The sequence below is a fragment of the Paraliomyxa miuraensis genome, from assembly GCF_026337845.1.
GTDB classification, from domain to species: Bacteria; Myxococcota_A; Polyangia; order Nannocystales; family Nannocystaceae; genus Paraliomyxa; species Paraliomyxa miuraensis.
The window spans coordinates 637,845-661,092 of sequence record NZ_JAOVZF010000163.1 but is presented as its reverse complement, the minus strand read 5'-3'; the positions used below and the strand labels follow the sequence as shown (position 1 = coordinate 661,092).

Sequence of the window (23,248 nt, the reverse complement as noted above, 5' to 3'; positions counted from 1 at the left end):
GCCCTCGTACTCGCTCACACGTTGTTCAGCATGAAGCCCAGCGGCTGGGTGCCCGCCACGTCGGGGTAGGGGCTGATGATCTCGTCGGGGATCTCGAGCGCCTTCATCACCGTCCGCCACGCATGCGCACCATTGAGGCGGTTGCTGTTGTCGGTGACGGGGCCCATCGGGTTGCCGGTGACGGGGTCGGGCACACGGTAGTTGTAGGAGTGGCCGCTGCCGCTGTCCCCGGCCACGCCGATGTCGCCGAAGTAGCCGCCCTTGACGTTGCCCCCCGCGAGCACGAGCGTGTTCTTGCCGCTGTTGCCGTAGGAGTTGGCCGAGGGCGCCCGACCGCCGTCGGCGCTGAAGATCGCGATGGTGGTGCGCTCCCACATCCCCGCGGCCTTGAAGCTCTCGATGAGCCGGGCCAGCGGCAGCGCGCACTGCAAGCCCATCTTGTTCATCACGTCCTGGCCGCGGGTCTCGTGCACGTCGAGGTAGTCGAACTCGAGCGCGACCGTGCGGGTGACGTCGTTGCTGAGCAGCTTGTAGGCCCAGGCGGCCTGCTCCCAGATGTTGGCCTTCTTGTTGTCGCCCACCTGGTCGGGCACGCCCTCGCCCCAGTAGGCCCGCTCCTCGTCGTTCAGCGGCATGCTGACGATCTTGACCTCGCCCGTGTGCCACAGCCCCGCGGCCTCGGCGAGGTTGGTGGCGTGGCGCGTGCGGGCGCTGCCGGCAAAGCCGTAGCGGTCGAAGAAGCGCTCGTCGACCCGCTCCATCACGGTGGACAGGAGCTGGGCCTCCTCGGGGGTGGGCAGGACGTTGAGGTCCTCGACCGTGTCGGGGAAGGTCTGGAACAGCAGATCGACCGATTGGATGCGGGTGAGCTCCGCGTCGGCCAGACCCGCGCCGTAGTGGCAGATGGAGTGGGCGCGGCTGATGTACTTGAGGGTGACGCCGTTGCGCAGGCCGGAGCTGAGCTGCTTTTGGTAGTAGTTGTGCAGCGACGCGGGCGTGGGGCTGGACGAGTAGTAGTAGTCGTTGCCCTGCTCGGTGTAGCCGGGCTCGTTCTCCCACACGGCGGCCTTGCCGGGACCCGACTGCTTGGAGCGGCCGGGCGATCGCATGGCGTTGACCGCCTCGTGGCCGTGGATGGCTCCGGTGCAGATCTCGAACAGCTCGCAGACCGCGATGTCGTCGAGGTGCGGGGCCAGGGCGGCCGAGTCGGGGGTGAGATAGAAATTGCCGGGGTGCTGGCTGAGCTGCTCGGGCCCGTAGAACAGGGTGCACTGGTCGCCCGAGCCGCCGCGCATGAGGCCGGTGTGGGTGGCCAGACCGGGGGGCACGAACACGTGCATGAAGTCCCACTGGTCGCGGAGGTTGATCTCCACGAAGTAGGTGGGGAGGTTGCCCGCCTCCTCGAACGCCTTGGCCTCGCCGATGAGCTGCTCGTTGACGGCGAAGCGCACGGCCGCCGGGATCGCGGGGGCGCCCATCATGGCGCCGGCCAGCTTGAGGAAGCCGCGGCGGCGCAGGGGGTGGACGGACTCGATGAGTGGCTTGGAATGCTTGGCCATGGCGTTCACTCGCCCAAACCTTGATCCAGTTGCGAAGCGACGACGGCGTCGATCACTTGCTCGTTGGTGAAGACCTCGACCACGTAGTCGGCGATGCTGGGGTCGTCGTCGGTGCTGGTGATCCGGGCGGCCACCGAGGTGACGAGCTCCTTGCTGATGTCGTCGCTGGCGCCGGCCTTGAGGTCGAACGCGTGGGCGACCAGGTTCTTGACGGTGCACTGCGGGAACAGCTCGCTGTCGGCGATGACCTCGCCGGCCTCGCGCAGGTTGGCCACGCGCTGCCCGAAGATCTGGGTGGCCTCGTCGGCGGCCTCGTAGGGGTCGAACAGGTGCGAGGCGTAGAGGCCGTCGAACGAGCGGCCGAGCTCCCCGTAGGGATCTTGCTGGCCGGTGGCCTCCTCGCGCCAGATGCCGTCGGCGTCGAACTTGACGAACGGCTGGGCGTGGGCGCTGAACTGGCTGTGGCAGGTGTAGCAGCCGTTGCCGTTGCCGAACCCGCCCTGGGCCTCCTCGACCACCTGCTCCTCGGCGCTCTCGGCCCGGAACATCGGGATGAGCACCGGCTTCTGCAGCGGGATCTGGATCGCCTGCTCCATCGGGTACACGCGGCAGGCGAAGGTCTCGAGCATCAGCTTGGCGCGCGAGAGGTTGAATCGGCCCTTGTTGGAGATGAGGTAGGCCCGGGTCGCGAGCACGCCGGCGGCGTAGGGAGCCCCGGTGTCGCAGTCGATGTGCTCGCCGGCCGCGTCCACGCAGTAGTCGGCGGTGAGGATGGTGGACCAGGGCAGGCCGTCGCGGGCGATCTCGGCCGCGAGGTTGCCGGGCAGCTCGTAGTCGACGCCCTCGCGCTCGCCGCTGGCGTGGAGCTGCTCCTGGATGAGGTAGCGGATGGCCTCGGCGAAGCCGGGCTCGCCGACCCAGCCGGAGATCATGGGCTCGATGGCGTCCTCGCCCAGGTCGGCGATCATCTGGGACTCGTCGTAGGTGAGCGAGCGGCCCGCGATGACCGGGGCCACGCGGGCGAGGTAGGTGCGGACCTGCTCGGTGGTCAAGGGCTCGTCGGCGACGCGGGGCGGGGGATCCTCGGCCTGGGCCGCGCCGTCGTCGGCGGGCTCGGCGTCCTGCTCCGGATCCTCACTGGCTCCGCCCTCGGCTGGATCGGGGCGGCCACCGTCTTGGTCGTCGCAGGCGGTCAGACCCAGGGCCAGGCTGGCCGCGACGACGATGCTCGAGAAGTGAACGTGGATACGCACGTAGGTCCTCCGTGCAAAATGGGGGCCTCTGCGGCGATACGGTGCCGCCACGACTTGGTCCGAAATCCAGACCAGAGTCGCATTCGCCCTCCCTCCTGACGAAGTATCGCACATCACCTACCTTGGGGCACCCAATTCGTTTGGTGTGATGCTGACCACCGATTACAGAGAACGCCGGTTCTCCGGCGTTCCTCGGGGCTTTCAGGGCAGAGGGATCGAGCTGCTGCGACCGGGGGATGGTTCACCAAGTCGGCATCGATCGTGGCTCATTGGGCGGCGAGCGCTCCCACAACTGCCACTGTCACAGTGCTCGATGTTGGCGAGCCCACGCGATCGACATCAACGATAGGGGCGGTAGGGGGCCGGTGCGCGCTCGCGCTCGCGTCGGAGCTGCTCGCGTTGCTCGCGGACGGCGATCACCCCGGCCACGATCATGGCGAGCTGCGCCGCCATCGCGGCCGCCACGTGGAGACCGCGGGCGCCGGGCGAGCCCTGGACCCGCTGCAGGTCGGTGGGCGGCGGGGGGAGGCGGGGCACGAGGCTCGTGGTCGGCGCCTCGGCGGTGGCCTCGGCCCCGCGATCGCGCTGGAGACGGGACACGGCGTAGCCGATGCCGGGCGACCACTCGGGCGAGGAGGGGAGCTCGGGCAAGGGAACGTGAGCGGTCAACAGCCCCACCAGCCCGAGCGTCACGCCATGCATCCCCATGATCGCCAAGCCTAGCAGCGCCATGGCTCCAGGCCCGTGGCGCACGGCACTGGGGTCGCGACTCTCGGGCGTGACCTTGAGTACACGTTTCGTTAGTTTCATCATCTCCCCCGTGCAGAGGATCCTGATGGTGGTGCTCGGAGCGACGGTGGCGTGCGCTCCACCGTCGGCGCCTCCGCAGGAGGACACGGGCTCGACCGGCGGCTCGGTGGGGGCGTCGACCGGGGGGACGAGCTGGTCGGGTTCGAGCGGCAGCACGGGCGTGCCTCCCAGCACCTTCGGGATGGATGGCGGGATCGACGATGGAGCCGAGGTCGGGTTCGTGGGTCCGCTCGACCTGGCCTGCGCCGGGCCCCCCGGTGCATCGGCCAGCTGTGCGCTGTGCAGCGTGCGCGCGCAGGGCTGCATCGAGGACTTTCGCTGCGTGGCGTGGGCCGAGGACGGGGGCGAGGCGTGGAACGGCACCAAGTGCATCGGCACCGCGCTCGCGCCCGTGGGTCCGGGCCAGGCGTGCTCGGTGGTCGATTCCGTGACTTCGGGCCGGGACGACTGCAGCACGGGCGCGATGTGCTGGGACGTGGATCCCGAGACCTTCGAAGGAGTGTGCGTGCCGTTCTGCGGCCCCGAGGGGGACGAGCCGGTCTGCCCCGAGGGCACCGGGTGCATGCTCGACGGGTTCGGGGTGCTCGCGTTGTGCCTGCCTCCATGTGATCCGCTCGAGCCCGCCACGTGCACGGCCGACGAGACCTGTCGCTTCTTCCCGAGCAGCGACGCGGCGTTCTGCATCCCCGATGGCGGAGGCCAGGTGCTGTCGCCCACCATCCAGTGCGGAGACGGCGACGAGGCCTGTGCCGCCGACGAGGTGTGCATCTCGGCGGCCAACTATGGCGGTTGCGGCTCGCCCACGTGCTGCACGCGCTGGTGCGATCTCGATGCGCCCGATGCCGACGCTCAGTGTGCCGCGGGTCGGCCCGATCATGCGTGCGTTGCCGTGTTCGACGATCGTCCCGCCCCACCCGGCTACGAGCACCTCGGCGTGTGTGCGGTGCCTCGGCCGTGATCCTCGTCTTCGATCACCCGCTATGATGCGCGGGCAGACCGTTGCAAGATCTTCGGGATGCTCCTGCGCCTGCTCGCGCCGTGCTCCCTGCTCGCGTGCCTGTGGCTCCCCGCGGTCGCTCGCGCCGACTCACCGCTGACCTACGAGCGCTACTCGCTCGACAACGGCCTCGACGTGGTGCTGCACGTGGACCGGCGGCTGCCGCTGGTGGCGGTCGACCTGGCCTATCACGTGGGTTGGGCGCACGACGGCTCTCGGCGCGGGCTGGCCCACTTGGTCGAGCACCTGATGTTCCGGGGCACCCGCGACGTGGAGGACGGCGAGCACCTCTTGCTGCTGCAGGAGCGGGGGGCCTCCAACGTCAACGCGCACACGGACGACGACGGCACGAGCTACCACGCGCTGGTGCCTCGCGACGTGCTGCCGCTGGCGCTGTGGCTCGAGGGCAATCGCATGGCGCGAGTACGGCTCACGCGCGAGCACGTGGAGGAGGAGCTCCAGACCACGATCGACGAGTGGGAGTCTCGGGTGGGGAGCGAGCTGCGGGGGCTGTCGCACGAGGCGCTGTGGAACGCGCTGTTTCCCGAGGGGCACCCGTTCCATCGCGCCGACCCCGATGACATCCGCGGGCTCACCTTGAGTGATGCGCAAGGGTTCGTGGAGAGCCACTACGGTCCGGCCAATGCCACGCTGGTGCTGGCGGGCGACCTGCCCGCCGATGTGAAGGCGGAGGTGGAGCGAGCCTTTGGAGCGCGTCGCGGGGGTGGGGCTCCGGCGGTGCTCTCGCCCCGTCGAAGCTTGCAGGGCGAGCAGCGGATCGCGCGACGCGACGCGATGAGCACCAAGCCGTTCGTGCTGATCGGATGGCTCACGCCGGGGCTGTTCGAGCCGGGCGATGCGGAGGCCGATGTGCTGGCGGCCACCCTCGACGGGGAGCGGCTGCGTACGATGGCCGATCGCCACGCGCCGGGCACGATCCTGGAGCTCGAGATGGGGCAGCTGAGCCTGAGCGGGCAGTCGATGTTCGTGTTCGCAGCCGAGGGCACGTCGGCCGCCACGCCGCAGGGGATGCTCGCCACCCTCGATGCGATCCTCGACGAGGTGCGAGCGGCCTCGCTCGATCCCGCGGCCGTGGTGCGGACCCGCAAGCGGCTGGCCACGGGCACGCTGCGTGCGGTCCAGCGGGTGGATCAACGCGCCTCCATCATGCAGGCCTACGTGGCGGCGGGCCACGAGCCCGACTGGCTCGACGAGGATCTCGCCCGCTATGCGGCGGTCGACGTGGACGCGGTGGCTGCGTTCGTGCGCGAGCACCTGCCCCGGGATCGTCGGGTGGTCGTCTTGTCCGAGGCTGCGGAGGTCGGCCCATGACCGCGAGCGGGGGCAGGTGGTCGAGGCGAAGGGTGCTGGCCGGTCTCGGGTCGGCATGGCTGGGGCCGGGGCTGCCCTGGGGCTGCGCGGCCAAGTCCGAGCGCCCGCCCGCGGTGCCGTCGGAGCCGACGGTGTGGCTGCCGCCCGTCGTGTACGAGCGCCACGACGATGGCATGGGGCTGTGGCTGTTCGAGGATCATGGGCTGCCGCTGGTGGCGATGGGGGTGGTGCTGCGGGTCGGGCATCGTCACGATCCGCCGGGGCGGCCCGGGGCGGCGCGGCTGGCCGGGCTGATGCTGCTCGAGGGGATCGAGGGTGGTGATCGCCGCGAGCTGCTCGATCGCTTCGGGGATCTGGGCACCACTACGGTGGTCGACGTCGGTCCTTCGCAGCTCGGGTTGCAGTGCACGGTGCATCGCGACGATGCCCCGGCCGCGCTCGCGCTGCTCGTGCGCACGCTACGGGCCAGCACCTGGGCGCCGCAGGCGTTCGAGCGCGTGCGTGGCGATCGCCTCGAGGTGCTCGAGTCCCTGCAGGGCTCGCCCGATGCGGTGGTGTCCCTGGGTCTGCTCGAGGGCGTGTTCGGGGCGACCGAGCCGGCCACGGCGCTCGGCGAGGGCACGCCGCGCAGCCTCGCGGAGCTCGAGCTGGCGCAAGCGCGGGCGTTCCTCGAACCCTGGCTGCGCCCCGATGCGGCCTCGGTGCTGCTGGCGGGCGACGTGAGCCCGGACGAGGCGCGCGCGTGGACGGAGGCGGCGCGCGAGGGCTGGGAGGCCGTCTCCGTCGCGATGCCGCCCGAGCCTGCGCCGATGGCCCAGCGCCCCGAGGCCGAGCGCCCGCGCGTGGTGCTGGTGCCGTGGGAGGGGCTCGAGCAGGCGGTGGTGGGCTTTGGTGGGCGCCACCATTCCTATGGCGCCCCCGAGGAGCTGCCGCGGATGCTGGCCGACTCGATCATGGCCGGCATGATCGAGCACGAGCTGCGCACGCGTCAGCGCACCAGCTATGGCGTGCGCGCGCGGACCTGGCAGACGCAGCTCGGTGCGCTGCACCAGCTGTGGGCGCGCGTGCAGCCCGAGGACGCGGGGCAGGCCGTGGATGGCGTGCAGCAATACCTCCAGCGGATCGCCAGCAGCACGCTCGCACCCGCGGTGGTGGAGGACACGCGCCTGATGGCGATGATGGATCTGATGGACGACGTGCACGGCCCCGAGCCGATGCTGGCGCAGCTATGGCGCCTGGCCGCGGAGGGCCTGCGAGCCGACGCACTGCAGGATCGGCTCGAGCGGCTCCAGCGGATGGATGCGCGCTACGTGGGCGAGGCGCTCAAGGAGGGCTACCGGGCGTCGGGGCTGTGCTGGTGCGTGGTGGGTGACGAACGAGCGCTGCAGCGGGCGACGCGAGTGCTGCCGCGACGAGGGGTGGTCACGCGGAGGCCCCAGGCGCTGTTCGGTGCGGCCGAAGGCTAGCTCGATCTGCACCGAGCCTGCGCGCCGCGCCTCTTGCACTTGTCCAGCGTAAGTGTTTCCCTCATTGTCGCCAAGCCCGCCCTCACCCTCACCCTCGCCCCTCCCCCATGCCCCGCTCGTTCCACGCCTTGGGCCCCGGCCCCACCGCCGCCATTCTCTCGGCTGCCACCTTCGTGTTGCTCTGCTGGTCCTGCGGCCGCACGATCGAGGAGGACCCACCCCGCGAACTGGTGGAGCATCGCATCGAGCCTTGTACGCAGTGGTGCACCAACCAGCTCGACCCCGAGTGCGGGGCGATCATCGAGGACCAGGCCTGGCGGGCCGTGGATGATTGCATGGAGGACTGCGCTGCGGTGGAGCCGGAGTACGCATGGCCGTGGGGCCGCCAACCCGACGGCACGGATGCCTGTGCAGAGGAGTGGTTCGCGGCGGCCGACTGCATCGACGCCCTCACCTGCGAGGAGCGGCGAACCTACTTCCGCTGGATCGGTCCCGACCCCCGCCCTGACCACCTGTGCAAGGAACAGCTCGACGCCCGGCGGCGGTGCTACTACGACGCGATCGAACAAGGAGGCGGCGAGACATGAGACCACCCCGCACGCTGGCGCTCGCGCTCGCGCTCGGTACCCTCGCTTGCTCGAGCCCGTTTCCCTGCAATCGCTACTGCTGGAGTCACAAGCAGGTCGTCGCGGACGTCACCGGAGAAGACATGCCGGGCGTTCCCGACGGCTACTTCGACATGCCGTGCACGAAGTTCTTCGATACCGACGACTGGCATCCCCCGCTCCCCACCTTCGGCTGGTACGCCGCCGAGCGTTGCGTCGAGGCCGACGTCCACGAGGTCATCGCACGTACGGTCGCCACCATTCAGGACCCCGCCATCGACGCCACCGCAGCCTGCGACGTCACCGATCTCCAGATCTACGCCGACTTCGTGCAGACCCTCGCCCAGCAGGCCCGCGACGCCTGCGTGGCCCACCTCTCCTGCAACGGCGCCCCCGCGGGCTGCGACATCGATCCCACCACCCAGGAGAACGAGGCCTGCACCGTCCCCAGCGCCCAGGCCCTCTGCGATCAAACCGTCCTCGCTCCCGCGCTCGCGGCCCTCACCGATCTCACCAATGCACCCGGTGCGGCCCAGCCGCAGCGCGACGGTACGACGGTCGTCTACGTCCAAGATCCTCTGGATTGCACCCCGATCCTCCAGGCCGACACCGACGGCACCCCGGCCTGCGATGAGCCTCCGCCCGCCGATGACGGTCTCGACGAGAGCAGCAGCAGCGGCTCGATGCTCGAGCCCTTCGGAGACATCGATGCGCTCGTGACCTGCAAGGCCACCACCTGCGCCATCGACCCCGAGCTGTTCCTCGCGGTGCAGGCCAACTTCGGCCTCCTCCACGACGAGGGCCTCCAGCTCGAGCCCGTCGACCTCCCCGCCGTCGGTCGCGGCCTACGGCTCTCCGGCCTCGACCCCGACACCACCTCCGGCCAGCTCCTGGCCGCCCTCGGCCTGGCCAACGGCGACGTGATCACCCACGTCGATGATGCGTCGATCCTCTCGCCCACGACCCTCGAGCACCTCATGCGCGAGCTGCCCACCACCATCGCGTGGAGGATCTCCGTGCACCGCTCCACGGACACGAGCCCCTCGGCGCGGGTCCTCACGCTCACGCGTGGCCCGTAAGGGCCACTCTCGGCGCGCACCCGGACCGTCACGCGTGCCGAGCGGGCAGGAGCGCTCGTCGCGGATGCTGCGCATGCCCTCCGCGCCGAGGGGTTGGCGCCGAACCCGACCTCCTCCGGCCGCCAACCTTGGGCCTAGCAACAGGTTGCCGACCTCCTGCCGGACCCACCGTCGACGCGAAGACAGATCCCGGACCTCCTCGGAGCCCCATCGTCGGCGTGCAATCAGACCGCCGACCTCCGCGGAGCCCCAGCGTCGGCGTGCAATCAGGCCGTCGACCTCCGCCGCGCCCCAGCATCACCGCCGAGCACGGGTCACGGACCTCTGCCGCGCACCAGCGTCGCCGCCGAGCGCGGGTCACCGACCTCCGCCGGGCCCGAGTACGCCAAGGCATTCAAGAAGGTCGCCAAGGAGTACTTGCCCTGAGCACCAGGCTCCGCGCCCGCGCTGCCGCGACGAGGGGTGGTCACGCTGAGGCCGGAGGCGCTGTTCGGGGAGTCAGCGGAGCTTCGGAAGGCTGCTCACCCGAACAGCGAGCCTGTCCGACGCCAAGGCTGCCCGTTCGAGCGCAGGGCCCCACGGGTGGCCCAGGGGCCTCGTGCTAGAGTGCACCGCGAGCCCACCATGGCAAGCTCCTCGTCGCACTCCAAGCCAGATGCCCGCTTCATACGTCGGGTGGAGATCAAGGGCTTCAAGTCGATCGTCGAGCAGAGCATCGAGCTCGGCGCGCTCAATGTGCTCATCGGCGCGAACGGCTCGGGCAAGACCGCGGTCTTGGAGGCAATGGGGGTGTTGGGGGCGGCGGCCGATGGCCGGGTGGACGATACGGAGCTACTGCGTCGTGGGGTACGCCCTGGCGTACCCAAGCTGTACAAGAACGCATTCGCCGATCTCGGGCGACTGCCTCGGGTTATCAAGCTCCGGGCGGAGTCGGCGCTTGGCCACTACTACTCGGTGAGCCTCGACAATCCCAAGGACTCGCCCGCCACCCCGTGGCGTTTCAGTGCCGAGACCTTGGGGCGAGGCTCCCAGCGGCTCCTCACGAGGAGCCCACGCGGCGGAAACGCCTGGGTCTCCCGGTCACGCAGTCGAAAGTTGCCCAAGCTGGATCCCTTCGTCGGCTTGTCCCGTGTCGCAGGGGTATCGGCGAGCACCGGCGCGCTCGTCGACGTGCTCCGGAGCTTCGCGATCTTCGATCCCTCCACCTCCATCTTGCGCGGCACGCAAACCGACCTCTTCCAGCGCGATCCCATCGGCCTCGGTGGTGGCCGGCTCGCGGAAGCACTCGCGTCGTTCGAGGGCACGGCCCGCGGGCGTCGGTTGGCTGACGAGTTCGGTGCCTTCGTCGATTGGTCGGCAGGAGTATCGTCCGCTCGGCCATCTCCGGATCTCATCTCTCCATCGATCCCCGTGACCTCCGAGGTGGTCCGGTTCAAGGATCGCTACATGCGAACGGGTCTCGATGAGCTGTCCGCATACGATGCGAGCGAAGGGGCGCTCTATGTGCTGTTCGCGTTGGCGATGACCCTCCATCCTCGAGCGCCCAGGTTCTTCGCGATCGAGAATGTTGGCCATGCGCTCCACCCACGGCTTGCTCGAGGCTTGGTGGCGCACCTTGGCGAGATCGTGCTGAGCGAGCGGCGTCAGCTCGTCCTCACCACCCACAACCCCCTCGTCCTGGATTCGCTCGACCTCGCCGACGACCGCATTCGACTCTTTGCCATCGAGAGGACGACCGGAGGGCACACCAAGATCGCTCGGATCCCTCACTCCGAGGCGCTCGACTGCGCACTCGAGAGCGGCCTGACCGTCTCCGAGATGTGGACTCGCGGTCTGCTTGGTGCCGTGCCTTCACTGTGAGGACGTGGGCGAATGCGGGTGGGTATCGTGTGCGAGGGCAGTACCGATCGTGTGGTGCTCGAAGCCATCGCCTCCGAGGTGCTGCGTGAGCACGAGCCCACGTTCTCGCTGTTGCAGCCCGACTTCGATCGATTGGTACGACCTCGGGGGGCGGGCAAGCCGGCATCTGGGTGGCAAGCGGTGCGGGCATTCCTGCGGGCTGGCAACGCTCGGGCTGCGCTGCTCGACTTGGTGATCGTGCAGGTGGATGCGAGCGTACGCGTCAATGGTGAGGTCGCACCGCACCTCGACCCGGATGCCGAGCTCGAGGGCTTGTGTGAGCACGTCAAGGCCTGGATCGGGCAACCCGTGCCCTCCTCGGTGCTGATCACGCTGCCCCGCGAAGAGATCGAGACATGGCTGGTTGCGGCCAATACCCGCCGCAAGGCGGTCGAGAACATTGGTGACCCCGCGGCGGTCCTCGTCGGGGCAGGGCTGCTCGAGGTCCGCAAGGGAGGGCCATCGAAGGACGCACGAGCATACGAGGTGCTCGTACAGCCGCTGCGTCGATTCCTCCGGGATCCCAAGCTCTTGCGCTCGGTCCCCGAGCTCGAGCGCTTCTGCTCCAAGCTACGCGCTCATACGCGCCGCCGTCGACCGGCGCTCCCATCACACTGACAGCGCTCGCATCGGGGTCAGCCCTCCACCCGAGGCCCCGGCACCCGCCGGTCGCCGTCCCGTCGGGTGATCTACAATTGATCGCGCAGCTCGAGGAACGGCACCGCGTACTTGCGCGACAGCCCGGTCATCTGCTTGAGCGCCTGCACGTCGATGGTGCCGTCCTCTTCGTTGCCGCGAAGGGATGATCGATGGTCATGCCGTAGCCCCAGACGCTTCTCTGTGCGGCGTAAGCGGTGGTTGTGTCGAGGTGGAAAGCATCTATACGATGACCCCGTAGCGTGTCCCTCGAGCGCGCCCTTCATACGTTACCTTACGGCGTTCGATCAGGTGATTGAGGGCGCGCCTTGTCTGGGTGAGAGTTCCGCCAACCTGCTCCTGGATTTGACGGGCTGGGACGAGATTGCCTTCGCAGCTTCGGAGATAGGCGAGGATGCGCATCTCGTAGGCATCCCGCTCGGCAGGGTTGCGCATGTCGACTTCGCGGCCCTGCATTGCCTTCCATTCCTCGCGCAGCATTGCGACCGTACGTTCGTCCTTGTCGCCTTCGACGACCCAATACGCTGCCGCATTGATGCGCCCGGAACGTTCCATGGCGGTCATTTCGCGATCTCCGCGATCTTCACGAAGTCCAAGGATACGAAGGGTCTCTTCTTTGATTCGTACGGATGCTCCATCGACGATGATATGGAGACGAGATACACTCGCCTCATAGTCAGGTGTGCGTTTGAAGTTGACGTCGTACTCCTCAGTGACCCGATCCCAAAAAACGAGCTTCGGCCTCTTCGCAAAGACCGGCATGGAGTCGGAGAGCTCTTTGAAGCCCACATTTCGACGCATTCGTACTGTGGTCTCTTCGACCTCTTCGACCTTCTCGCCTTCGACCGAAGTGGTCGATGTCACGCTCAGCGCGGTGTCCAGGGCATCGAGTTCCTGCTGTGAATAGCTCCCGTTGCCATTGATGTCGATGGCAGCCAGGGCTATTGCTGCAAGTCGTCGCACGCGCTTCTGAGCGCCCTCGTCCGAGGCCGAGACGAAGCGTCGGAGATCACCGGCGAGGAGGCGAAGTTCGTCGGTCGCTTGCTTCACATCGTCGCCGTCGTCATCGTCATCGTCTGGTTGCTCTCGAAGCTTGGACATCTCCTCGCTGATCCGGGTAGCGACTTGCTCGAACTCCTCCGCTTCGTCATCACGGTCGAGTAGCCCATAGACCTCTCGCGTGCGGAGCGAGACAAGCGTGAAGAATGGGCTGCGGCGCTTTGCCAGTAGCGAGTACATCGATGGGAGTGCGACCTGGATGCAGGCCAGGACGAAGGTGACGAGCCTCTCGTCGTCACCAACCTCATCTTCTCGGCCTATACGCATGAGATGAGAGAACAGCGCATGAATGTTGAGCGCGCGCTTGAGCCCCCGTGGGTTGTTGCCGACCGAGAGATGGATGAGCTCGTTGGCGGAGTCTTCAAAGAACGTCGATGCGTAGTCCGAGAGCTTGCCATACACGCGCTCAAAGTGGCTCTTGAGGAAATTTTGGGTGGTGTACCGCTCGACCGGCATCCGGTAGGGCACCTGGATGATCTTGTCGAAGAAGTTCTTGCCCTCGCTTTCCCGGAAATCTCCCGAGTCGTACCCTTTGCGTTGGCGGAGCCCACGAATCACGACATCGTAGTCAATCGCAAGGACGAATACGCATCCCTCGACGTCGATGAGATTCTTAGCGGCTTCCAGCAACTCGACTGCCTTGCTTGGCGCCAGCCGATCGAGATCGTCGATGTAGATGACGACGCGATCTCTCTTTTGCTCGCCCTTGCCCTGACCGAGGACGTCCTTGATGACCTCCGCGAAGTCTTCCTTCATGCGCTCGAACAAGCCCGCATCATCCAGATCGCCTCGCCCCTCAACGGCGTCGAGCAACGACTTCCCGGTCAGAGAGAGACCACCCTTCTCGAGCGCGGATGCCTGCACGACCGAGCGGATGAATCGACTGACGTTGTGCCAGACCTGCTTGGATGGCTTCCCCTCGCTCTTGATCTTCTGCATCAAGTTGATGAGCATCGAGCTGGCGAGCTGTGCCTCGTTACCGAACTGTGAGTATTGCCAGGTGTTGAACCAGATGTTCAATGCGCGTTCGTTTCCGAGCCTGGTGCGCACGAAGTTCATGAGCGAGGTTTTGCCCGAGCCCCAGTCGCCTTGAATCCCGATGGTCATCGGGGTACTGCACATCTCGATGAAACCAGCTAGCGCGGCCGCGTGCTGGTCCAGGCCAAGCAGGTCTCGATTGTCCCCGTCGTCGCTGCCGTCGATGGGCAAATCGGGGAATCCGGTCTTGGGGTTCGTTCCTGACACGATGAGAGTATGCCAGGGTTGAGATGCAGATGGAGACGAATCACGCATTGTTCGCATGCGCATTGTGCGCAGGTGCGAAAGGAGTGCTCCAAGGAAGCGAAGAGGTCACCCCGTTGGGCTTTTCGGGGCTGTTCTGCGGCGTTTGCGCATGCTTCCTCGGCTCCAAACACCACCTGTCGCCAAGCGCCTGGCAACATGAAAGGGATGATGGCGTGCACGAGTGCTTGGTCGGTACACTCTCGGTCAGCCGTCCACCCGCGGTCCCGGCATGCGTCGGTCGCCGTCGCGGCGGGTGATCTGCAATTGATCGAGCAGCTCGAGGAACGGCACCGCGTACTTGCGCGACAGCCCGGTCATCTGCTTGAGCGCCTGCACGTCGATGGTGCCGTTGCCCCGCAGGTGCTCGCGAACCTCCTGCACCAGGGCATCGTGACTGGCGCGCGCCCACGAGATCTCGGGGGTGAGCTTGACCAGCCGCCCCGTCCGCTGGAGCACCCCGACGATCTCCAGGATCTGCCGGCTGCTCAGCCCACACGCCGCCTGCACGTCCTTGAGGTTGGGGGCCTCGAGTCCGGCCTGCTCGTACTGGTCGAGCACGCGCTGCATGTGCTCGGGCAGCTCTCCCTCGGTCGGGACGCCCTTGCCGGGCCGCGCGAGCGTGCCCTGATCATCCACCGCGCGCAGGGCCCCGCGGCCGATGGCCTGGTCCACCGCCCACGAGGCCACCGCGGGGGCCACCCGCGCCCCGAGCAGGGCCTCGGTCGATGCACGCCCGATGCCGGGCTGCATGGGGTTGTCGGCGTGGAAGCGATCGACCGCGGCGATCAACCGATCGACCAGCGGACGGACCATCTCGGTGTGCACGTAGCGATCGTTGCCGAGCGGGACGAGCACGGCGCCCTTGCCCTCCGACATCGAGCGCAGCAGCGGGCCAGCATCGCGCAGCCCGGTGCGGCGCTCGACGGCGGTGCGATCGATGCCCACCACGCCGGCGTCGTGGACCAGCGCGCGGATGCGGGTGCTCGGGTCGGGATCGGCGAGGGCTCGCCCCACCGCGATCCATCGCGCTCGCTGGCCGCGGCCGCTCGAAGGCTCGGGGTCGACCACGAGCCCGCCCCCCAGCGTGAGGCCCTGGTCGTCGTGGGCGCCCGCGGTGGTGGACGACGAGAACCCACGGAGCACCAGTCGCTGGTCTCGCCACAGCGGCAGCGGCTGCTCGAGCCGGATCCGCACCAAGCCCTCGTGTCCCGGTGGGATCGTGGGCTCGGCCTCCGTGCCCTCGTAGGGCAGCTCGGGGCTCGGGGCATGCCACAGTGGATCGAGCCGCGCGGGAGCATGGGCCGTGCCTGCGCAGAGCTGCACGCTGGTGTCGTGGCCCCAGGGGGGATCGCGCCCCGGGAGGTGCTGCATCATCGCGTGTACCACGGTGGTCGCCTGCACGGCGGGACCGCGGGTGAGCACGTCGCCGCGGTGGAGCTCGCTCACCTCCACGTTGGCGAGGTTCAGGGCCAGGCGATTGCCTGCCATCACGCGGGCTTGATCGGCGCTGCGGACCTGCGCGCCGCGGCTGCGGACGTCTCGCTCCACGCGCCCCTCGCCCGCAGGGCACAGGCGCAGGTGGTTGTCGGCGGTCAGGTCGACCACCCCGGAGAGCAGCGTCCCGGTGACCACGGTGCCGTGGCCCTTGATGGTGAAGACCCGGTCGATGGGGAGGATCACCGGCCCCTGGCTGTCGCGGCGGGGGATCTTGGTGGCGAGGCGGCGTACCTCGGCTCGGAGCTCGGGCAGGCCCTCGCCGGTGTGGGCGCTGCACGGGATGATCCGGGCCGGCTCGAACACGCTGCCGGCCAGGGCCGTGCGCACGTCCTCGGCCGCCAGCTCGATCGCCTCGGCGTCGCCCTCGAGCCGGTCCACCTTGGTGAGGGCCACGACCCCGTGCTCGATGCCCAGCAGGCGGCACACGTTGATGTGCTCGCGGGTCTGCGGCATCACCCCGTCCTCGGCGGACACCACCAGGATCACCAGATCGATCCCGCCCGCCCCCGCCACCATGGTGCGCACGAAGCCCTCGTGCCCGGGGACGTCGACGATGCTGGCTCGCAGGTCGTCGGAGATTTCCCACGCCGCGAAGCCCAGCTCGATGGTGATCCCGCGGCGCTTCTCCTCGGGCAGGCGATCGGTGTCGACGCCGGTCAAGGCGCGCACGAGGGTGGTCTTGCCGTGATCGATGTGGCCGGCGGTGCCGAGCACCAGCGATCGGGGGGCCTTGGCCATGGGGGCGCGAGTCTAGCCGATCCGAGTGTTGGCGGGCCCACCTCGGCCGCTCGGGGCCGCCGTTCGAAGGGGCGCGGGACCGCGAGCCGCCAGCGTTTCCCCCAGGGGTGATCCGGGCTAGCATCCTCGCGACATGGCCCAGCCTGGATCCGAAGCCGATCCCACCACCATCGGCCGCTACCGCGTGGAGGGCCAGCTTGGTGCCGGCGGCGTGGGCATGGTGTATGCGGCGCACGATCCGGTGCTCGAGCGGCGCGTGGCGGTGAAGCTGCTGCGATCCGATCGCCTCGAGACGATGGCGGGCCCGGCGGGCGATCGCCTGCGCGAGGAGGCCCAGGCGATGGCCCGCCTGGCTCATCCCAACGTCGTGACCGTGTACGACGTGGGGGAGCACGAGGGTGGGGTCTACATCGCGATGGAGCTGGTCGAGGGGCGCTCGCTTCGCGGCTGGATCGGCGAGACGGCTCGGCCGTGGCGCGAGGTGCTGTCCGCGTACTTCCAGGCGGGGCGTGGCCTGGCGGCGGCCCACGACGTGGGGCTGGTCCACCGTGACTTCAAGCCGGGCAACGTGCTGATGGGTCGCGATGGCCGGGTCCGCGTGCTCGACTTCGGGCTGGCCATGGCCGGGCCCGGCGGCGCCGTGCTCGTCGCCGAGGATGCCGATGCCGTCGACGACACCTGTGAGATCGAGGCCTACCACCGGCAGAACCGCATCACCGAGGTGGAGACCACGGTCGACGAGTCGGGCAAGCCTTCGAGAGGAGAGCCCGAGAGGCGGCCCGTCGTGCCCCAGCCCCGCCCGCTTCCCCGCACCGACGTGCTCGCCACGCTCGAGGGCGCCGAGCTGACGGTGGAGGGCAGCATCATTCGCACCATGGGCCCGAACGCGACCAATCCGGGGGCCCCCCCGGGGCTCTCGGGCAGCGGCATCATCGCGGGCACGCCGGCCTACATGGCGCCCGAGGTGTTCCTGGGCCGACCCGCCGACGCGCGCAGCGATCAGTTCTCGTTCTGCGTGGCGCTGTTCGAGGGGCTCTACGGATATCGGCCGTTCGTGGGGAGCACGCCCGAGGCGATCCGCGCCGAGGTGCTCGCGGGCCGCATGCGCCCGCCCCCATCGCGCTCTCGCGTGCCGCGGTTCGTGCACGCGGCGGTCATGCAGGGACTGGCCCGGCACCGGCAGGATCGCCACGCGTCGGTGCGATCGATGCTGGCCTCGATCGCGTTCCTGGCTCGGGTGATCTGGGACTGACGTCTCGCGAAACACCATTCGCGCGCTACTGGCCGCGGAGGGGCGTCAGCTGGCCCACGGCGATGCCCCGCGATCTACTGTCATTGCCGTGATGCCACGTCCCTCGCCTTCGATTCCCACGCTCACCTTCTTGCTGTCGCTTGGTCTGCTCTCGTCCGCCTGTCCCGGTGACGATGGCACGGGCACCACCGAGGCGGCGTCGTCCACCGGCTCGACCACCGACGCGCCGACGACCACGGGTCAGCCCACCACCACGTCGACCATCGAGCCGGTCACGAGCTCGAGCTCCGGCTCCGGCTCCGGCTCGACCACCGGCTCCACCTCCGGTGTCGACAGCAGCACCGGGGCGCCGTCGATCCCCTGCGAGAGCGCCACCACCGAGGAGATGTGCAGCGTGGCGGGGTCGATGGACTTCGACTGCGGGTGGTTTCCCACCCGGCACTTCGCGATCATCGACATGATGTGCATGGAGGTTGCGCAGGGCGGTGTGTGCCTGACGTCCTCGGCCAACGACAGCACCTGCGGGATCATGCGCGAGGCCTCGTGCATGGACGGCACGACGATCGTCTACGTGCGCCCCTCGTCGGAGCAGGTCGATGCGACCGAGACGCTGGCGCTCGAGGAATTCGACGCGTGCACGGGCCCGGACCCGGTCGACGGCTGGGAGCTGTGCGATCCGATGGTGCCGGTCCCGGGCTGCCGCTGTGGCTGTGGCTGAGGCCACGGACCCGTGGCGGGGTCAGGCCTCGAGACGGCGCGCCTCGGTGACCAGGCGCGCTCGCAGCCGGTGCATGCGCTTGTAGAGCGCCGAGGGGCTGCGAGCGAGTCGCGGTGCCAGCTCGTGGACCGAGCGCTGCACGACGAGCACCTCGCCGAGCAGGCGGTGATCGAGCTCGTCGAGCGGTGCGGCTGCGTCGAGCGCGAGCCGCAGCAGCTGGCGGCTCTCGATGGCCCCGCTGGGGGGCGGGGCGCTCGGCCGGGCCACGGGAGCGAGCCGCGCGAGCTCTTGCTCGCAGCGCCGTCGGCGAGCCCAGCGCTTGGCGACCGCGTGGGCCTGCTGCCAGGCCAACAGCCGCAGGAACGAGCGGAACGAGCCGCGCGCGGGATCGTAGTCGCGCAGCCGGACCCGCCCGCGCGCGAGCAGGCGGCTCCAGACCTCCTGGGCGAGCTCGTGCTCGCCCTCGGCCAGCCCGTGGCGCGCCGCCACGCGCCGTGACAGGCCCACCACCTGGGGGTGGTAGTGGGCGCAGAGCCGGTGCAGGGCCCGGGGGTCGCCCGCGAGGGCATGGGTGGTGGTCAGGGGATCGGGAACGGGAACGAGAGTGGGGGTCACACTCTCGATCTCGGCCACGCGCGCCGATCGTTGCAGGATTTCTTCACCTGCGGGGAAATTCGCGTCCTCCGACCCCGCAGATGGGCCGGTCGGGGAATGGCATCCCTGGGTCGGTGCGTTTGGCCGGCCCGTGAGTCTCCTAGGTCCATGGCGGTCGGCTCGTCGGCGATCCGTCCACGTTCGCGGGCACTTGCGGCCGCGTGAGCTTGGGGCGTGGATGTCGAGGCCGGAGTATGCGAAGCCTTCCGGCACCATGCGGCGCGTTCGGCTCGTTCTTGGTGCAGCGCTCGTCCTGGCCGGCACAGGGTTGCTCGCGAGCAGCGCGAAGGCCTGGGGCGGCGAGTGCATCCACACGGTGGCGGCGGGGCAGACCCTGGGCCACATCGCCAACCGGCACGGGGTCTCGCAGCGCAGCCTCATCGACGCCAACCCCGAGCTGAAGAAGAACCCGGATCTGCTGCGGGTGGGGCAGGAGCTCGACGTGTGTGCGGCCAAGGAGCTGCATGCGCAGAAGGAGGCGGCCGAGAAGACGGCGAGCGCCGCGGCGGCCGACTCCACCAAGGAGGAGAAGAAGCCTCGCGCGGTGCGCAGCTGTGGATCGGGCGGACAAATCGTCGAGCACGAGGTGAGCTCGGGCGAGACCCTGAGCAAGATCATCAGCCACTACGGGATCACCGAGAAGGAACTCTATCGCCGCAACCCCGATCTCTCCCGGGATCCCAAGCTCTTGCGGGTGGGGCAGACCATCAAGATCTGCGCCGACCAGCAGCGCGTGGTCAACTCGAAGGTGTGCGGCTATCAGACGCCGCTGTTCCAGCACGAGGTGGTGCCGGGCGAGAACCTGGGCTCGATCGCGGGGCGCTACGGGGTGCGGCGTGGCGACCTCCAGAAGTGGAACTCGCGGCTGCGCAAGAACCCCGATCTGTTGAGCGTGGGCCAGAAGGTCGCGGTGTGCCCCGAGATTGCGCCGCGCGTGCGCGAGAAGCTCGAGTACACGGTGCGAGAGGGTGACAACCTCGGCGCCATCGCCAACCGCTACGATCTGACCACGCGCGAGCTGGTGCGGTTCCAGCGAGGGGCGCTCGACGATCCCAGCTCGCTGCGGCCGGGGCAGAAGCTCACGGTCTACGCCGACGGCGACATCTTCCCGGGCTTCGGCACCGACGACCGCGACAAGGGCGTGCTCACGGCCGGCGTCCAGCTTCCGTCGGGTCGGAACTACACCATCAAGTGGGAGGCGGGTGCGTGGGGCACGGGGGAGACCATCCGCTCGATCCAGGCCGCGATCGCCAACTACAAGAAGAAGATGCCGGGCGGGCCCAAGGTCTACATCGGCGACATCTCCAAGAAGGGTGGGGGGCCGTTCAAGCCGCACAACTCCCACCAGCACGGCCGCGACGTCGACGTGGCCTACGTGATCGAGGGCAGCGGCGAGGCCAAGTTCCGCACCGCCACCGCCGACAACCTCGACGTGGCGAGGACCTGGCGGCTCATCAAGTCGTTCATCGACACCGATCAGGTGGTCTACGTGTTCGTGGACTACAAGATCCAAAAGCTGCTCTACGAGCACGCCAAGGCGCGTGGGGCGAGCGAAGAGCTGCTCGACGAGCTGTTCCAGTACCCCCGCGGACGCAACCGCTCGCACGGGCTCATCCGCCACTGGAAGGGGCACACCAACCACTTCCACGTGCGCTTTCGGAAGTGAGCGAGCGGGAGGCTGGCGGAAAGCCTGGTCCGGATGAGGACGCCGGGCGAGCACCTATGGCGTGGGGGGCTCGAGCGGCTCTTCGACGTCGGCCATCATGCGATCCATCTGGTCGAGTTGCCCCCGCTGTCGTCCGTAGAAGAAGCCTGCGATGGCCGCGGTGGGCAGGCCCACCAGCGCGGCAGCCATGGACCAGAAGATCGGTCCCAGGCCATCGAGCCCGTGGGCTCCGTGAAGGCCGATGGCAAGGCCCACCGCGATCAGCACCGCGGTGCCGATCATCGCGATGACGGCGTAGATGATGCCCGTGGTCGTTGGGCTGAGCGGCTCTTGCTGGCTCAATGCGTGTCCCTTGCTGCTGCATCGTATCAGACGCCCTTCGAGAGATCAGGCGGACCGCAGTGGTAGTAGACTGCCCGGCACGGTGACGAGCGCACGCGAGATCTTGGTGGGCCTGCTGGCGATCGCATGGGCATGTCGCCCGGCGGTGCCGCCCGACGAGCCGGATGCGGCGGTGGGCGACCAGGCGTCGACCGACGATGGTGAAGGGCCGAGCCTGGCGGAGATCGCCGATGCGATCGATCCGGGTCCGCGCCCGGCCCTCACCATGGAGCTGCCCGCGTGGCTGGTCCCGGTGCTGGCGATCCCGGCCACTCGAGACTCGCGTGCGCTCGTGGCCGAGGCGAAGGATGAGTGGGCGCGCTGGAAGACGTCCGGCGAGTCGGCCGGCGATGCGGCGCAGGTGCAGCGGCTGCTCGGCCTGGGGCGTGCGCTGGCCCTGGCCGAGCGGGCGGCAGGGACGGTGGAGGACGCCGACGTGGAGGCGCTGCTGGTGCTCGAGCGGATCTATGCGCTGCTCGACGCGCCGAGCCTGGCCAATGATCGCAACGCATTCTCCCGGCTGTTGCAGGCGTTCGTGGCGGCGGTGGCGAGTCAGCAGCAGCAGCAGGGCGAGGTGGAGGGCTTGGCCGCGATCGACGAGCTGTCGCGGCTGGTGTTCGGGGTGCTGCAGAAGTCGGGCGAGCTGCATCGGCGCACGGTGGCGGCGCTCTTGCGCAAGGCGCCCGAGCACCCCGAGATCCCCGCCGTGCTGGGGAGGCTTGGTCCCAAGCTGGTGTCCGAGGACGAGGCGCTGGCCGTCGGTGCGCTGCGCCGGGCGCTGGCCCTGCGGGGCGAGGCGGCGACGGCCGAGCACTGGCTGGATCTCGCGTCGGTGTGCAGCCGAGCGCTCGACGTACGCTGCGCGCGCGAGGCCCTGGCGCGGGCCGAGGCGCTCCTGCCGGCTGCCCACGACGACGCGTTGGCCAAGCGGCTCGGCAATGTGCGAAGCCTGGTCAAGCATGCTCACCGCGCGGTGGAGCTGTCCGATGCCGCCGGGCTGGAGGACGGGCTCGAGCGTGCGACGGCGCTCTACGAGCTGCAGCGCTACGACGAGGCCCTGGCGCTGTTCGAACAGCTCCACCGCCGTCATCCCGACGATGCGCGACCGGTGGTGGGGCAGGCGCGCACGGTGCTCACGGACGAAATCGACTTCGTGGCGGCGTTCGAGATCCTCGAGCGCGCGCAGCCGCGGGAGCACCTCGATCGCACGTGGTACGAGCTGGCGATCGGGGTGCGGGCGACCGCGCTCATCTATCACGTGCTGCCGCAGCTGGGCGGTCGCGGGCCCGACGAGATCTTCGCGGTGCTGCGCCCGGGGCTCTTGCAGATGCGCGAGGACATCGGGGCGTTCGAGGCTCTGGGGGCCGACGAAGGGCGGGTGCTGCGGTTCATCTACGAGCTGGGCATGGAGGCGTGGCCCAAGAGCCGTGCCGACGATCAGGCGGCCATGCACGCGCTCGCCGAGGGGCTGCTGGCGCGAACGGTCGCGCTGCGGAGCGATGTGCCGGGTAGCTTCCATGCCTACGTGTTGTGGCTGGCGGCGGCCGAATTCTCCAAGGAGCGCCAGGCCGCGCTGGGCGTGCTCGACGTGCCGCCGCCGGCCGAGCACGCCGACGCGCTGGCGGTGCGGCGGGCCCAGGCTGCGGTCGATCTGGTGGCGGCGTGGGACGCTCGCGAGCGCGTGGACGGCATGCTGGCCCTGGTCGACGCGGTCGACGATCCGAAGCGACCGGCTGCGGTGCGGAGGTTGGTGGCCGATGGGCATGCGCTCGCGCATCGCCTCGGGCGTCCGCAGGATCTCGCCGCGCTCGAGCGGCGCTACCGGAAGGTGCACGACGAGGGCGGGGCGCTCGATCCGGTGGTGCTGAACAACCTCGCGGTGGTGCTGGCCGAGCAGGGGCGCGTGGAGGAGGCGCTGCTGCTGTGGAAGGAGGCGGCGGACCACGCCGAGGATGGGCAAGGCGACCTGCTGCAGCTCAACGCGCTGTCGGCTCGCGTGAAGGCGCGCGGGGCCCAGGCTGCCGAGCGGGCGGAGCTCGAGTCGCTGGCCTCGTCGGGCAGCCATGCCGAGGTTCGGCTGCTCGCGCGGGCCTGGCAGGTGGAGATCGCCACGGGGGCCGAGCGCCGCGAGGCGCTCGCGGTCCTGCGCGAAGCGGCGAAGGAGGAGGCCAAGACCAACTTTCGCCCGCGCAACCTCCCCGGCCAGGGCGGGGTGATCCTGCGCGGCAGCGTCAACGTGGGCGTGGGCTACTCGTCGCTCGAGGGGCTGCAGATCCAGCTCGACGTCACCGGGGTGCCGTGGCTGGTGGTGCCGTGCCCGGTGGCGATTCCCGAGTGAGGGG

At 69.2% G+C, this 23,248-nt stretch carries 19 protein-coding genes; 11 read left to right on the top strand and 8 right to left on the bottom strand.

Annotated features, from left to right (window positions below; translation table 11 throughout):
* Nucleotides 1-14: 14 nt before the first annotated feature.
* From OEB96_RS42690 to OEB96_RS42680, 3 genes are all read right to left on the bottom strand, one after another.
* Nucleotides 15-1,559 carry a DUF1501 domain-containing protein gene (locus tag OEB96_RS42690; protein WP_266222722.1) on the bottom strand — a complete coding sequence of 515 codons (1,545 nt, stop codon included), beginning with the start codon at nucleotides 1,557-1,559 and terminating at the stop codon, nucleotides 15-17.
* Nucleotides 1,560-1,564: 5 nt separating this feature from the next.
* Complete coding sequence (locus tag OEB96_RS42685; protein ID WP_266222721.1) at nucleotides 1,565-2,812, bottom strand: hypothetical protein; 1,248 nt, start codon at nucleotides 2,810-2,812, stop codon at nucleotides 1,565-1,567.
* Between the two features lie 339 nt (nucleotides 2,813-3,151).
* Nucleotides 3,152-3,520 carry a hypothetical protein gene (locus OEB96_RS42680; protein ID WP_266222720.1) on the bottom strand — a complete coding sequence of 123 codons (369 nt, stop codon included), beginning with the start codon at nucleotides 3,518-3,520 and terminating at the stop codon, nucleotides 3,152-3,154.
* Between the two features lie 112 nt (nucleotides 3,521-3,632).
* On the opposite strand from OEB96_RS42680, the gene OEB96_RS42675 reads away from it, so the two are divergent.
* The 7 genes from OEB96_RS42675 to OEB96_RS42645 all read left to right on the top strand — a co-directional run bounded on the left by OEB96_RS42675 (nucleotide 3,633) and on the right by OEB96_RS42645 (nucleotide 11,618).
* Nucleotides 3,633-4,580, top strand: a complete 948-nt coding sequence (locus tag OEB96_RS42675) for a hypothetical protein (RefSeq protein ID WP_266222719.1) — start codon at nucleotides 3,633-3,635, stop codon at nucleotides 4,578-4,580.
* Nucleotides 4,581-4,637: 57 nt separating this feature from the next.
* Nucleotides 4,638-5,951, top strand: a complete 1,314-nt coding sequence (locus tag OEB96_RS42670) for a M16 family metallopeptidase (protein ID WP_266222718.1) — start codon at nucleotides 4,638-4,640, stop codon at nucleotides 5,949-5,951.
* Complete coding sequence (locus tag OEB96_RS42665) at nucleotides 5,948-7,417, top strand: M16 family metallopeptidase (protein WP_266222717.1); 1,470 nt, start codon at nucleotides 5,948-5,950, stop codon at nucleotides 7,415-7,417. The genes OEB96_RS42670 and OEB96_RS42665 overlap by 4 nt, the downstream gene beginning before the upstream one ends.
* Nucleotides 7,418-7,524: 107 nt before the next feature.
* The gene (locus tag OEB96_RS42660) at nucleotides 7,525-8,004 is read left to right on the top strand and encodes a hypothetical protein (RefSeq protein WP_266222716.1); all 480 of its coding nucleotides are present in this window, start codon (nucleotides 7,525-7,527) and stop codon (nucleotides 8,002-8,004) included.
* Nucleotides 8,001-9,101 carry a hypothetical protein gene (locus OEB96_RS42655; protein WP_266222715.1) on the top strand — a complete coding sequence of 367 codons (1,101 nt, stop codon included), beginning with the start codon at nucleotides 8,001-8,003 and terminating at the stop codon, nucleotides 9,099-9,101. Before OEB96_RS42660 ends, OEB96_RS42655 begins: the two co-directional genes overlap by 4 nt.
* Nucleotides 9,102-9,683: 582 nt before the next feature.
* On the top strand, nucleotides 9,684-10,961 hold the full coding sequence (locus OEB96_RS42650; RefSeq protein WP_266222714.1) for an AAA family ATPase: 1,278 nt from the start codon (nucleotides 9,684-9,686) through the stop codon (nucleotides 10,959-10,961).
* A gap of 54 nt (nucleotides 10,962-11,015) precedes the next feature.
* Nucleotides 11,016-11,618 carry a hypothetical protein gene (locus OEB96_RS42645; protein ID WP_266222713.1) on the top strand — a complete coding sequence of 201 codons (603 nt, stop codon included), beginning with the start codon at nucleotides 11,016-11,018 and terminating at the stop codon, nucleotides 11,616-11,618.
* Between the two features lie 71 nt (nucleotides 11,619-11,689).
* Here OEB96_RS42645 and OEB96_RS46785 read toward each other — a convergent pair whose 3' ends face one another.
* The 3 genes from OEB96_RS46785 to selB form a co-directional block, all read right to left on the bottom strand.
* Nucleotides 11,690-11,923 carry a SelB domain-containing protein gene (locus OEB96_RS46785; RefSeq protein WP_407674742.1) on the bottom strand — a complete coding sequence of 78 codons (234 nt, stop codon included), beginning with the start codon at nucleotides 11,921-11,923 and terminating at the stop codon, nucleotides 11,690-11,692.
* On the bottom strand, nucleotides 11,880-13,961 hold the full coding sequence (locus OEB96_RS42640) for a KAP family P-loop NTPase fold protein (protein ID WP_266222712.1): 2,082 nt from the start codon (nucleotides 13,959-13,961) through the stop codon (nucleotides 11,880-11,882). The genes OEB96_RS46785 and OEB96_RS42640 overlap by 44 nt, the downstream gene beginning before the upstream one ends.
* A 243-nt stretch (nucleotides 13,962-14,204) precedes the next feature.
* The gene (gene selB / locus OEB96_RS42635) at nucleotides 14,205-16,235 is read right to left on the bottom strand and encodes a selenocysteine-specific translation elongation factor (protein ID WP_266222711.1); all 2,031 of its coding nucleotides are present in this window, start codon (nucleotides 16,233-16,235) and stop codon (nucleotides 14,205-14,207) included.
* A 133-nt stretch (nucleotides 16,236-16,368) separates the two neighbouring features.
* On the opposite strand from selB, the gene OEB96_RS42630 reads away from it, so the two are divergent.
* The gene (locus OEB96_RS42630; RefSeq protein ID WP_266222710.1) at nucleotides 16,369-17,487 is read left to right on the top strand and encodes a serine/threonine-protein kinase; all 1,119 of its coding nucleotides are present in this window, start codon (nucleotides 16,369-16,371) and stop codon (nucleotides 17,485-17,487) included.
* A 91-nt stretch (nucleotides 17,488-17,578) separates the two neighbouring features.
* Nucleotides 17,579-18,205 (top strand): hypothetical protein, encoded by a 627-nt coding sequence (locus OEB96_RS42625; RefSeq protein ID WP_266222709.1) that lies wholly within the window; start codon nucleotides 17,579-17,581, stop codon nucleotides 18,203-18,205.
* A gap of 21 nt (nucleotides 18,206-18,226) precedes the next feature.
* Here OEB96_RS42625 and OEB96_RS42620 read toward each other — a convergent pair whose 3' ends face one another.
* The gene (locus OEB96_RS42620; RefSeq protein WP_266222708.1) at nucleotides 18,227-18,838 is read right to left on the bottom strand and encodes an RNA polymerase sigma factor; all 612 of its coding nucleotides are present in this window, start codon (nucleotides 18,836-18,838) and stop codon (nucleotides 18,227-18,229) included.
* 235 nt (nucleotides 18,839-19,073) lie between these two features.
* Between OEB96_RS42620 and OEB96_RS42615 the strand changes: the two genes are divergently transcribed.
* Nucleotides 19,074-20,525, top strand: coding sequence for a penicillin-insensitive murein endopeptidase (locus OEB96_RS42615; RefSeq protein ID WP_266222707.1), 1,452 nt, complete (start codon nucleotides 19,074-19,076; stop codon nucleotides 20,523-20,525).
* Nucleotides 20,526-20,579: 54 nt separating this feature from the next.
* On the opposite strand, the gene OEB96_RS42610 is transcribed toward OEB96_RS42615, so the two are convergent.
* Nucleotides 20,580-20,867, bottom strand: a complete 288-nt coding sequence (locus tag OEB96_RS42610; RefSeq protein WP_266222706.1) for a hypothetical protein — start codon at nucleotides 20,865-20,867, stop codon at nucleotides 20,580-20,582.
* A gap of 82 nt (nucleotides 20,868-20,949) precedes the next feature.
* Between OEB96_RS42610 and OEB96_RS42605 the strand changes: the two genes are divergently transcribed.
* Complete coding sequence (locus OEB96_RS42605) at nucleotides 20,950-23,244, top strand: hypothetical protein (protein ID WP_266222705.1); 2,295 nt, start codon at nucleotides 20,950-20,952, stop codon at nucleotides 23,242-23,244.
* The last annotated feature ends 4 nt before the right edge of the window (nucleotides 23,245-23,248 follow it).

What these genes read in the sequence shown, in the direction of transcription:
- OEB96_RS42690 (WP_266222722.1), bottom strand. Translation starts at nt 1,559, where the DNA reads ATGGCCAAGCATTCCAAGCCACTCATCGAGTCCGTCCACCCCCTGCGC.
- OEB96_RS42680 (WP_266222720.1), bottom strand. Translation starts at nt 3,520, where the DNA reads ATGGGGATGCATGGCGTGACGCTCGGGCTGGTGGGGCTGTTGACCGCT.
- OEB96_RS42670 (WP_266222718.1), top strand. Translation starts at nt 4,638, where the DNA reads ATGCTCCTGCGCCTGCTCGCGCCGTGCTCCCTGCTCGCGTGCCTGTGG.
- OEB96_RS42665 (WP_266222717.1), top strand. Translation starts at nt 5,948, where the DNA reads ATGACCGCGAGCGGGGGCAGGTGGTCGAGGCGAAGGGTGCTGGCCGGT.
- OEB96_RS42660 (WP_266222716.1), top strand. Translation starts at nt 7,525, where the DNA reads ATGCCCCGCTCGTTCCACGCCTTGGGCCCCGGCCCCACCGCCGCCATT.
- OEB96_RS42655 (WP_266222715.1), top strand. Translation starts at nt 8,001, where the DNA reads ATGAGACCACCCCGCACGCTGGCGCTCGCGCTCGCGCTCGGTACCCTC.
- OEB96_RS46785 (WP_407674742.1), bottom strand. Translation starts at nt 11,923, where the DNA reads ATGAAGGGCGCGCTCGAGGGACACGCTACGGGGTCATCGTATAGATGC.
- selB (WP_266222711.1), bottom strand. Translation starts at nt 16,235, where the DNA reads ATGGCCAAGGCCCCCCGATCGCTGGTGCTCGGCACCGCCGGCCACATC.
- OEB96_RS42630 (WP_266222710.1), top strand. Translation starts at nt 16,369, where the DNA reads ATGGCCCAGCCTGGATCCGAAGCCGATCCCACCACCATCGGCCGCTAC.
- OEB96_RS42625 (WP_266222709.1), top strand. Translation starts at nt 17,579, where the DNA reads ATGCCACGTCCCTCGCCTTCGATTCCCACGCTCACCTTCTTGCTGTCG.
- OEB96_RS42615 (WP_266222707.1), top strand. Translation starts at nt 19,074, where the DNA reads ATGCGGCGCGTTCGGCTCGTTCTTGGTGCAGCGCTCGTCCTGGCCGGC.